We start from the raw sequence: 9339 nt of genomic DNA, 5'->3' as shown, positions 1-9339 counted from the left end.
CACCGCCACCCGCGTGGCGGTGCCCGTCGCCGGCCGGGTCAGCGGCGGTTGTAGCGGTACATGGTGAGGGTGCCGAAGACCAGCAGGAAGCCGGCGCTCCACACCAGCGTCCACATGGTGCTCGACGCGTCGGGCGCGCCGGACATGACGCCGCGCACCGACGCCACGAGCTGGGTGATCGGGTTGACCTTCACGAACGCCTGCAACCAGCCGGGCATGGTGGCCGGCTCGACGAAGACGTTGCTCAGGAAGGTCAGCGGGAACAGCACCATCATGCTGACCCCCATCACCGACTTCTCGCTGCGCAGGACCAGGCCGAAGAACGTCCAGACCCAGGAGAACGCGAACGAGAAGACCACCAGCAGGCCGATGCCGGACAGCACCCCGAGCAGCCCGCCGTCGGGGCGGAAGCCCAGCACCAGCCCGACGCCGAGGATGACCACGGCGGCCAGCACGTAGCGCAGCACGTCGCCGAAGATCATGCCGACCAGCGCGGCGGGCCGCCACACCGGCAGCGTCCGGAACCGGTCGAAGACGCCCTTCTCGATGTCGGTGTTGAGGCCGACACCGGTGTACATGGTGATCATCACGACGCTGGTGACCATGATGCCGGGCAGGAAGAACTGCAGGTAGTCACGCGGGCTGTCGGCGAGGGCGCCGCCGAACAGGTACGTGAACATCAGCACCATGATGATCGGGAACGCCGTCACGTCGAACAGCTGCTCCGGCACGTGCTTGATCTTCAGCAGCGCGCGCCAGCCGAACGTCAGCGACGCCGACAGCGGAGTCGGTCGGGCCGGCCGGGCGCCGGGCGCGAGGACCGTCGACAGCGCCTCCGCCGACGGTACGTAGACCGACGGGGCCGGCCCGGTCGTGGTGGTGGCGTTGCTGTTCATCGGGCTGCCTCCAGCTGCTCGTCCCGCTCGTCGGCCGGCACGGCGGGATGGTCGGTCAGGGCCAGGAAGACCTCGTCCAGGCTCGGCTGGCCGAGGGAGAAGTTGTCGACGACGATGCCGGCGCGGGCCAGGTCGCCCAGCACCCGGGCGGCCTGCTCGCTGGCGTCGAGGTCGCCGCCCTCGCCGCCGACCCGGGCGGTCAGCGCCACCGGGTCGGGTTCGAGCTGCACCGGCACGTCCAGCACCGCGCGCAGCAGGCGCTCCGCGTCGGGCCGCTGGTGCGCGTCGCGCAGCCGCAGGTGGACGGTGCCGGACCCGACGGATGCCTTCAACTCGCCCGGGGTGCCCTCCGCGATCACCCGGCCGTGGTCCACCACCGCGATCCGGCCGGCCAGCTGGTCGGCCTCGTCCAGGTACTGCGTGGTCAGCAGCACGGTGGTGCCGTGCGCCACCACCGCCCGCACGATCTCCCACACCTGGTTGCGGCTGCGCGGGTCCAGCCCCGTCGTCGGCTCGTCGAGGAAGAGCAGGTCCGGGGTGTTGAGGATGCTGGCCGCGATGTCGAGGCGCCGCCGCATGCCGCCCGAGTACTTCTTGACCTGCCGGTCGGCCGCCTCGGTCAGCCCGAACGCGGCGAGCAGCCCGTCGGCCCGCTCCCGCGCGGCCGGCTTGCGGTGCCCGAGCAGCCGGCCGAGCAGGATCAGGTTCTCCAGCCCGGTCAGGTCCTCGTCCACCGAGGCGTACTGGCCGGTGAGGCTGACCCGGGCCCGCACGGCGTCGGCCTCGTCGACCACGTCGTGGCCGAAGACCCGCGCCCGCCCGCCGTCCGGGCGCAGCAGCGTCGCCAGCACCCGCACCGCCGTGGTCTTGCCGGCGCCGTTCGGGCCGAGCACCCCGTAGACCGTGCCGGCGGGCACCGTGAGGTCCAGGCCGTCCAGCGCCCGGGTCTGACCGAACGACCTGGTCAGGCCCTCGGCCTCGATGGCCGGGCCGGTGCTGCGTCTACTCATCATCTCTACCTTCCGTCGCGAACTTTTCAGGAGACGTACGGGCGCGCGGCGCGGCCGTCGCGCAGTGTCAGGCCCCACCAGCACAACTGGTCGAGCAGGACGCGGGCGGCGCGGCGCAGCCGGTCGGTGGTAAGCGGCGTCGGCTCGCCGTAGAGCAGGTCCACGCCGACGACGTCGCGCACCGTGACGGCGTGCAGGGCGGTGAAGACCGTCCGGAGCTGGTCGACGGCGTGCAGGCCGACCGAACCACAGCCGTACGACACGAAGCCGACCGGCTTGGCCTGCCACTCGTCGTACGCGTAGTCGATCGCCTGTTTCAACGAGGCGGGGAAGCTGTGGTTGTACTCCGGGGTGACCACGACGAACGCCTCCGCCCGCCTCACCTGCTCGGCGAACGCGCGCATGGCCGGGGTCGGCTCCGCCGGGTAGCCGGCGGGGAAGTCGTAGTCGGCGAGGTCGACCACCGTGAGCGCCAGCCCGTCGTGGCCCTCCGCCCGCTCGCAGAACCAGCGGGCGATGCGGTCACCCGCCCGCCCCTCCCGCGTGCTGCCGACGATCACGGCGAGCCGCAGCGCGTCCATGGTTCCTCCTCCCGGCTCTCCGGTCCCACCCGGAAGGCGCGAGACCGGGCCCGGCGGTCCGCGAGATCCGATCTGGCGGCCCCGTGCGGCTCGGCGGGCAACCGGGAGAATTTCGCGATTGAGGCGTGAACCCGCTCAACCTCGCGCCCCGGCCCGTCGTCCTTGGTGGCGACGGAAGGAGAGCCCGTGCGCTGGAGGAGGAGCTTCGAGGGGTTGGACACCCTCGTGGCTGAACGGGGCGATGCCCTGCTGGCCACGGCGGTGCTGCTGACCGGCAGCCGCACCGCCGCCGAGGATCTGCTGCAGGCGGCGCTGGAGCGGCTGATGCGGCACTGGAACCGGGTGCGCGGCGACAAGGAGGGATACCTGCGCCGCACGATGTACCACCTCGCGATCGACCAGTGGCGCAGCCGCAGGCGACGGCCGGAGGTGCTGGCCAGCGTGGAGCCGCCGGGCCGCTCCGACGGCACGGACGCCCTGGACCTGCGGCAGGCGCTCGTCCAGGCGATGGCCACGCTGCCGCCGCGCCAGCGGGCCGTCCTGGTGCTGCGCTACTGGGAGCAGTTGAGCGAGGCGGAGGCCGCCGAGACGCTCGGCTGCTCGATCGGCACTGTCAAGTCCACCGCCTCCCGGGGGCTGTCCCGCCTCCGCGAGGTCACGGCTGCCTGGGCGGTCGACGACGCCCCGGCCTGGAACGGAGCGGGAAGATGAGCACTGACTTCGAAGACAAGCTGATCGACGGCATGCGGCGGGAGGTCGCGGGCGTCACGCTGACCGAGGACGTCCTCGGCGCGGCGAGCCGGCGCCACCACCGCCGGACGGCGCTGCTGCGGGCGACGTACGCCATGGGTGTGCTGGGCCTGGCCGGGGTGACCGCCGCCGTGCTGACGGTCGGCGGGGGAGCCGGGCAGCCGGCGCCGACGGCGGCGCGGCCCCCGGCCGCCACCGCCGAGTCGCCCCGCATGGCGCTGGTCGCCGCGGTGACGGCCAGCGAGAACGTCAGCTACCGGATGCGCCTGACGACCAGCGCCGGATCGGGGCAGAGCAGGATGACGTACGAGGGCGCGTTCGACCCGAGGACCGCCACCGGGTACGTCCGTCAGCCGCAGGACGACTCGGTCACGACCGAACTGCTGATCAACGGCACCAGGTACGTCGGCGGGGAACCGCCGCTGGGCCGGCCGCCGGCCGACAAGGAGGGCCCGGGGGAGACGTACGGGCGCTACGGGCAGTACCCGGGCAAGCACGACCGGCTGTCCCTCTACTCGGAGGGGAGCACGGTCCTGGGCGCCGCGGCACCCGACCCGGCGGCGCTGTTCAAGGCGCTGAAGGACGCGAACGCGACCGTCACGCAGCGGCCGGACGGCACGCTGCACTTCGAGTACGCCACGCAGACCGAGGACGGCTCGACGACCACGTCCGGCGACGTCACGCGTGGCGCCGATGGCCGGGTCGCGAAGGTGGCGCTCACCGGTACGTGGCAGTCGACGGCGAAGGGCCGGCTCGACACCGGCACGTTCGCCGCCACGCTCGAACTCTTCGACTACGGCGTCGAGGTGAAGGTGCAGCGCCCGGCCGACGTGGTCATGGCGAAGTAGGTCCATTTCCGGGGAGCGAGCACAGCGGCCGTTCCCCGCTCCGGGGCAGGGCTGTCCGCGACCGGACGGGTCGCGGGCAGCGCTGCCTCCCGTACAGGCAGCAGAGGAGCGACATGCACCCACGACGTTGGCTGGCCGCCCTGGCGGTCGGCGCTGTCACCATTCCCGGGGCGATCGGGGGGCCGGCGGGCGCGGCACCCGGCACGGGGGCCGGGCCCGGTGGCGGCAGACCCGGGATCGGACCACCGGACTCCGGGGGGCAGGCACAGAACTGGATCACGCTGATCACGGGGGATCGGGTCCTTCTCGGCGACGGGCCGGCCGGCGAGCGGGTGCTCGCCACGAAGCCGGCCGAGGGCCGCGAGAAGGTGGCGTTCCGCCAGTTCGAGGAGCGGGGCGACCTGATGGTGATCCCGTCCGACGCGGGACCGCTGGTCGCTGCCGGCACGGTCGACCGCAGGCTGTTCAACGTCTCCAGGCTCGTCGAGCTCGGCTACGGTGACCGGACCCGCGCGGACATACCCCTGATCGTCACCAGGACGGCCGGATCCCGGACCGCCGCCCTGGACGTGATGGCAGCCGCGGGCGTACCGGCGGGCCGGAACCTGCCGAGCGTCCGGGGCGAGGCGGTCCGCGCGGACAAGGCCGTGGCCGGCCGGCTCTGGTCCGGGCTGCGCGGCCGGCCCGGAGAGCGCGGCCTCGCGGCCGGGATCGCCGGGGTCGCCCTGGACGGACCGGTGCGGGCCAGCCTGGAGCACAGCGTGCCGCAGATCGGCGCACCGGCGGCCTGGCAGGCCGGGCACACCGGGCGGGGCGCGACGGTGGCGGTGCTGGACACCGGGATCGACACGACCCATCCCGACCTCGCCGACGCGGTCGTCGGGTCGATGGACTTCACCGCAAGCGAGAGCGGCGTGACGGACCGGGCCGGCCACGGTACGCACGTCGCCGGCATCGTCACCGGCAGCGGCGCGGCCTCGGGCGGCCGGCACACCGGCGTGGCCCCGGATGCCCGGCTGCTCAACGGCAAGGTCCTCGACGACAACGGCGCCGGCTCCGAGTCGGAGGTGCTGGCCGGCATGGAGTGGGCGGTCGCGGCGGGCGCCGACGTGGTGAACATGAGCCTTTCCAGCGAGTACCCAGGCGACGGAACCGGGGTGCTGGACGAGGCCGTCAACCGGCTGAGCGCGGAGTCCGACGCGCTCTTCGTGGTCGCCGCCGGCAACTCCGGGCCGCAACGGGGGTCGATCGGCAGTCCCGGCACCGCCGACGCGGCGCTGACCGTCGGGGCGGTCTCCCGGCACGACGAGCTGGCAGAGTCCTCCGGCCGTGGGCCCAGGCTGGGCGACAACGCGATCAAGCCCGACGTCACCGCGCCGGGCGTGGAGATCATCGCCGCCCGTGCCGCGGGCACGGAACGCGGTACGCCCGTCGACGACCGGTACACGGCCATGTCGGGCACGTCGATGGCGGCGCCACACGTCGCGGGCGCGGCGGCGGTCCTGGCCGGGCAGCGGCCGGACCTGACCGGCGAGGACCTCAAGGCCCTCCTGACGGGCACGGCCGTGCCCAGGGACGGGCTGACCATGTACGAGCAGGGTGCGGGGCGGGTGGATGTGTCGCGCGCCGTCCGGCAGGGCGTCCACACCGAGCCGGCGAGCGTGAGCAACGGGATCGCGCGCTGGCCGCACCACGACGACGCGCCGGTCGAGCGGGCTGTCACGTACCGGAACACGACCGACGCCGCCGTGACTCTCGACCTGACGGTCGACGTCCGCGACCCGTCCGGGGCACCGGCGCCCGCCGGGATGTTCGCCGTCGGCCCACCCCGGGTCACCGTGCCGGCGGCGGGCAGCGTCGCCGTGACGCTCGTGACCGACACCTCGGTGCCCGCCCCGGACGGCACCTACAGCGGGGCGCTGGTCGCGACGGGGCCGGACGGGCAGGTCGTCCGCACCCCGGTGGGGGTCGTCCGCGAGGCCGAGAGCTACGACGTCACGATGACGTTCCTGGACCACGACGGCAAGCCGACACCCAGCTACTGGGTCTCGCTCGCCGACGTCGCGAGCCCCGGCTGGCACGCGCCCTACGACCCGTCCGGCAGGGTGGTCGTGCGCCTGCCCCGGGGCGAGTACCAGTTGGGCGCGTCCATCCAGACCGCCAACCGCGGTGAGGAGGGGTTCCTGGACACCCTCGTGCACGAACCGGCGCTCACCGTCGCCGGGGACAGGACGCTGACCTTCGACGCCCGGGAGGGCAAGCCCTTCGGCGCGATCGTGGATCGTCCGGCCCGACGGGTGCTGACGTGGATCGGGTTCGCCCGCCAGGCCGGATCGGGCGGATTCAGCGAAAGCTACTCGGGCTGGGACATGGCGCATCTGCGGGTGCGCCCCTCTGCCACCCGGGCGCCGGCTGACCAGTTCGAGTTCCAGGTCCGGGCGACCCTCGCGGAACCGGACGGCGCCGGGGGGATCCATCCGTACCTCTACCACGTCAGGTGGTCCGCCCACGGGCAGGTGCCGGCCGACCTGACGCCCCGGGTACGCGACCAGGACCTCGCCGTCGTCCACACGAGCCTGGCCGCGACCGGCGCGGGCAAGCGGGTGGGCAAGGACAATCCGCTCGTCTCGTTCCCGGCGCCGGCGAGGATCACCGAATACTTCACTCCGGGTGTGCCGTGGTCGGTCGACTGGGGCCAGTACGGGTCGGACGAGCCGGACTGGCCGGAGGCATGGCTCGCCACCGGTACGCCCCGGACCTACCGGCTCGGTCCGCCGGTGGTCGAGCGGTGGTACGTCGGGGTGTTCGGACCTGCGCTCCCGGCGGGCGAGACCTGGGTGGGCCGCAAGGGCGACGCGATCGAGGTGGACGCCCCGCTCTTCGCCGATCAGGCGCCCGACCGCCGCGGCAGCTCCCGCCTCGGCAGCACCCGGATCGGCCTGAGGCGGGACGGCCGGCAGCTCGGCGGGTCCGAGGGCGCCTACGGCTACTTCGGCGTCCCGGCCGACCCGGGGACGTACCGGCTCGAAATCGAGTCGACCCGCCCGACGTCCGACCTGTCCACCCGCGTCGACTCGGCATGGACCTTCCGGTCCGAGCGGGCGGGCACCGACGACCCGAAGGCCCCGGCGACGCCGGTCCCCATGATGGCGGTGCGGTTCGCGCCCGTGTTGAACGACCGCAACCAGGCACCCGCCGGGCGGCTGTTCGACGTGCCCGTCTACGTCCAGCGCCAGGCGGGAGCGGAGTACGGCACCATGACCGACCTCACGGTGCAGGTCTCGTACGACGACGGCGCCACCTGGCGTCGGGTGCCGCTGACGGGGAGCGGCCTGAACCGGACCGCCCACCTGGCGCATCCGGCCCGCCCCGGCTTCGTCTCGCTGCGGACCAGCGCGACCGACTCGGCCGGCAACAGTGTGCGGCAGACCGTCATCCGCGCATACGCGACGCGGTGAGCGGGCGGGCCCGCCCGGGTGGTGCGGCGGTCGACCACCTGGGCGGGCCCGGCGCACCGGCCGCCAGGCCGTCCACCGGACGTTGCCCGTCAGCGGGTCACCAGGGCAGCACGCCGTAGCCGCCGCCGGCGTCCATCTGGTGGCCCCAGAGCAGCCCGGTCGGCCCGTCGGCCGGCAGCGTCGCCAGGTGCACGCTCACCTCCGCGCCCTGCTCCGCCGTGCGGAAGCCGCTGTGCCCGTTGAAGTCGGTGGCGCAGTAGCCCGGGTTGGCCGCGTTCACCTTGATCGGGGTGTCCCGCAGCTCCTTGGCGTACATGGCGGTGACCATGTTCAGCGCCGCCTTCGACGCCGGGTACGGCACCGAGGCCAGCGCGAAGAAGGAGCCCTGCGGGTCGGTCATCGTGGCGATGGAGCCGACCTCGCTGGAGACGTTCACGATGCGCGCCGCCGGTGCCCGGCGCAGCAGCGGCAGCAGCGCGTTGGTCACCGTCACCACGCCGATCACGTTCGTCTCGTGGACCCGCCGCATCGTCTCGGCGGTGGTCTCGCTCGGCAGCGCCCGCTCGCCGTCGCCGAGGAAGATGCCGGCGTTGTTGACCAGCACGTCGAGCCGGCCGTACTCCTTCTCGACCAGCTCGGCGGCCCGGGCGACGGACTCCGCGTCGGTCACGTCCAGCGGCACGTGGCGGGCGTCGACCCCGCCGTCGCGCAGCTCCCGCTCGGCGGCCCGGCCACGGTCGGCGTCCCGGGCGCCGACCAGCACCGTCATGCCGAGGGTGCCGAGCTGCCGGGCGGTCGCGAGGCCGATTCCCCTGTTGGCCCCGGTGACCAGGGCGATCGTGTTCGTCGTCATGGCGTCGACCCTGCCCGCCGGGCCGGGCGTCGGGGAGGGACCGCCCGAGGCTGGGACCGGCGGTACCACCCTGGCCGGCGGCGCGTACGGCAGGCTGGACGGCATGACGACCATGGGGCTGCGCCGCGCCGAGCTGGCGGCCTTCCTGCGTACCCGCCGCGCCCGGCTGCGCCCCGCCGAGGTCGGCCTGCCCGACGGGGCCCGCCGCCGCACCCCAGGCCTGCGCCGGCAGGAGGTGGCGCAGCTCGCCGGGATGTCGGTCGACTACTACGTCCGGCTGGAGCAGGGCCGTGGCCCGCGCCCGTCCGGGCAGGTGCTGGCCGCGCTGGCCCGGGCGCTGCTGCTCACCCGCGACGAGCGCGCGTACCTGTTCCGGGTCGCCGGGCAGAGCCCACCGCCGACGGCCGGGCCGAACCGGGAGGTGGACGCGGGGTTGCGGCACCTGATCGACGCGATGACCGACACCCCGGCGTACGTCGTCGACGCCCGCTACGACGTGCTGGCCTGGAACCGGCTGGCGGAGCACTTCGTCGGGGATCTGTCGGCGGTGCCCACCGCCGACCGCAACATGGTCCGCTGGATGTTCCGGCGGCCCGCCGACGACGCGCACTGGTCCGACCCCGACACCGTGCGTTTCGTCCGCGGCACGGTCGCCGACCTGCGCGCCGCCTACGGCCGCTACCCCGCCGACCGGGGCCTCGCCGAGCTGGTCACGGAGCTGCTCGGCACCTCGCCCCGGTTCGCGCGGTTCTGGGGCGAGCACGACGTCGAGGAGCGTCGCCCCGTGGTCAAGCGGGTGGTGCACCCGGACGTCGGGCCGCTGGAGTTCGAGTGCCGGGTGCTGCACGTGCCGGAGACCGGCCAGCGGGTGATCGTCTACGTCCCCGAGCCCGGCTCGCCCACCCACGCGGCGTTCCGCCGGCTCGCCGGGCACGTCACGGTG

The 9339-nt window shown here is 74.0% G+C and carries 8 protein-coding genes; 4 read left to right on the top strand and 4 right to left on the bottom strand.

Annotated features, from left to right (window positions below):
• Window positions 1-38 precede the first annotated feature (38 nt).
• Genes ACWENR_RS27370 through ACWENR_RS27360 form a run of 3 tightly spaced genes read right to left on the bottom strand, consistent with a single transcriptional unit; the run spans window position 39 to window position 2487 of the window.
• On the bottom strand, window positions 39-896 hold the full coding sequence (locus ACWENR_RS27370) for an ABC transporter permease (protein ID WP_452279827.1): 858 nt from the start codon (window positions 894-896) through the stop codon (window positions 39-41).
• A complete protein-coding gene (locus ACWENR_RS27365) occupies window positions 893-1906 on the bottom strand; it encodes an ATP-binding cassette domain-containing protein (protein ID WP_452279826.1) in 1014 nt (337 codons plus the stop codon). Before ACWENR_RS27365 ends, ACWENR_RS27370 begins: the two co-directional genes overlap by 4 nt.
• Window positions 1907-1932: 26 nt before the next feature.
• A complete protein-coding gene (locus ACWENR_RS27360) occupies window positions 1933-2487 on the bottom strand; it encodes an NADPH-dependent FMN reductase (RefSeq protein ID WP_452279825.1) in 555 nt (184 codons plus the stop codon).
• Between the two features lie 186 nt (window positions 2488-2673).
• Here ACWENR_RS27360 and ACWENR_RS27355 point away from each other — a divergent pair, with 186 nt between their 5' ends.
• The 3 genes from ACWENR_RS27355 to ACWENR_RS27345 all read left to right on the top strand — a co-directional run bounded on the left by ACWENR_RS27355 (window position 2674) and on the right by ACWENR_RS27345 (window position 7543).
• Window positions 2674-3198 (top strand): SigE family RNA polymerase sigma factor, encoded by a 525-nt coding sequence (locus ACWENR_RS27355; protein ID WP_452279824.1) that lies wholly within the window; start codon window positions 2674-2676, stop codon window positions 3196-3198.
• The gene (locus tag ACWENR_RS27350) at window positions 3195-4085 is read left to right on the top strand and encodes a hypothetical protein (protein ID WP_452279823.1); all 891 of its coding nucleotides are present in this window, start codon (window positions 3195-3197) and stop codon (window positions 4083-4085) included. Before ACWENR_RS27355 ends, ACWENR_RS27350 begins: the two co-directional genes overlap by 4 nt.
• Before the next feature lie 113 nt (window positions 4086-4198).
• Window positions 4199-7543 carry a S8 family serine peptidase gene (locus ACWENR_RS27345; protein ID WP_452279822.1) on the top strand — a complete coding sequence of 1115 codons (3345 nt, stop codon included), beginning with the start codon at window positions 4199-4201 and terminating at the stop codon, window positions 7541-7543.
• A gap of 97 nt (window positions 7544-7640) precedes the next feature.
• Here the strand turns inward: ACWENR_RS27345 and ACWENR_RS27340 are convergent, their stop codons facing one another.
• On the bottom strand, window positions 7641-8396 hold the full coding sequence (locus ACWENR_RS27340; protein ID WP_452279821.1) for an SDR family oxidoreductase: 756 nt from the start codon (window positions 8394-8396) through the stop codon (window positions 7641-7643).
• Here ACWENR_RS27340 and ACWENR_RS27335 point away from each other — a divergent pair.
• A partial coding sequence (locus tag ACWENR_RS27335; protein ID WP_452279820.1) for a helix-turn-helix transcriptional regulator occupies window positions 8368-9339 on the top strand: 972 nt, incomplete at its 3' end. The genes ACWENR_RS27340 and ACWENR_RS27335 overlap by 29 nt on opposite strands.

This window comes from Micromonospora sp. NPDC004336, from assembly GCF_053602615.1.
The sequence above is the reverse complement of the archived record's forward strand: the minus strand, read 5'-3'. Positions and strand labels throughout refer to the sequence as shown.

Bases quoted from the DNA above. Each gene is read 5' to 3' on its own strand.
- ACWENR_RS27370 (WP_452279827.1), bottom strand. From the start codon at position 896: ATGAACAGCAACGCCACCACCACGACCGGGCCGGCCCCGTCGGTCTAC.
- ACWENR_RS27365 (WP_452279826.1), bottom strand. From the start codon at position 1,906: ATGAGTAGACGCAGCACCGGCCCGGCCATCGAGGCCGAGGGCCTGACC.
- ACWENR_RS27360 (WP_452279825.1), bottom strand. From the start codon at position 2,487: ATGGACGCGCTGCGGCTCGCCGTGATCGTCGGCAGCACGCGGGAGGGG.
- ACWENR_RS27350 (WP_452279823.1), top strand. From the start codon at position 3,195: ATGAGCACTGACTTCGAAGACAAGCTGATCGACGGCATGCGGCGGGAG.
- ACWENR_RS27345 (WP_452279822.1), top strand. From the start codon at position 4,199: ATGCACCCACGACGTTGGCTGGCCGCCCTGGCGGTCGGCGCTGTCACC.
- ACWENR_RS27340 (WP_452279821.1), bottom strand. From the start codon at position 8,396: ATGACGACGAACACGATCGCCCTGGTCACCGGGGCCAACAGGGGAATC.